Origin of the sequence: Curtobacterium sp. MCBA15_001 (assembly GCF_001864835.1) — a bacterium.
Classification (GTDB): domain Bacteria; phylum Actinomycetota; class Actinomycetes; order Actinomycetales; family Microbacteriaceae; genus Curtobacterium.
Map to the genome: position 1 here is coordinate 1 of NZ_MJGI01000016.1, position 252 is coordinate 252.

Consider the following 252-nt stretch of genomic DNA (forward strand, 5'->3'; position numbering starts at 1 on the left):
CTCGGGACCGCCGCCGGTGACCTGATCGCCGAGCAGACCGGCCTGGGGTACTTCCCGTCCCTGCTGCTGTTCGCCGGCGCCATCGCGGTCACCGCTGCGGTCTGGTTCATCGGCCGTCGCGGCCCGGTCCTCTGCTTCTGGATCGCGTACATCCTCACCCGTCCCCTCGGTGCCTCCACCGGCGACCTGCTGTCAGCGTCCACGAAAGACGGCGGACTCGGGATCGGGACCATCACCACGAGCGTCGTGTTC

General features: G+C 69.4%; 1 pseudogene. It reads left to right on the forward strand.

What is annotated here, in order from left to right:
- A pseudogene (locus tag BIU90_RS06410) lies at positions 1 to 252 on the forward strand (hypothetical protein); the annotation flags it as partial.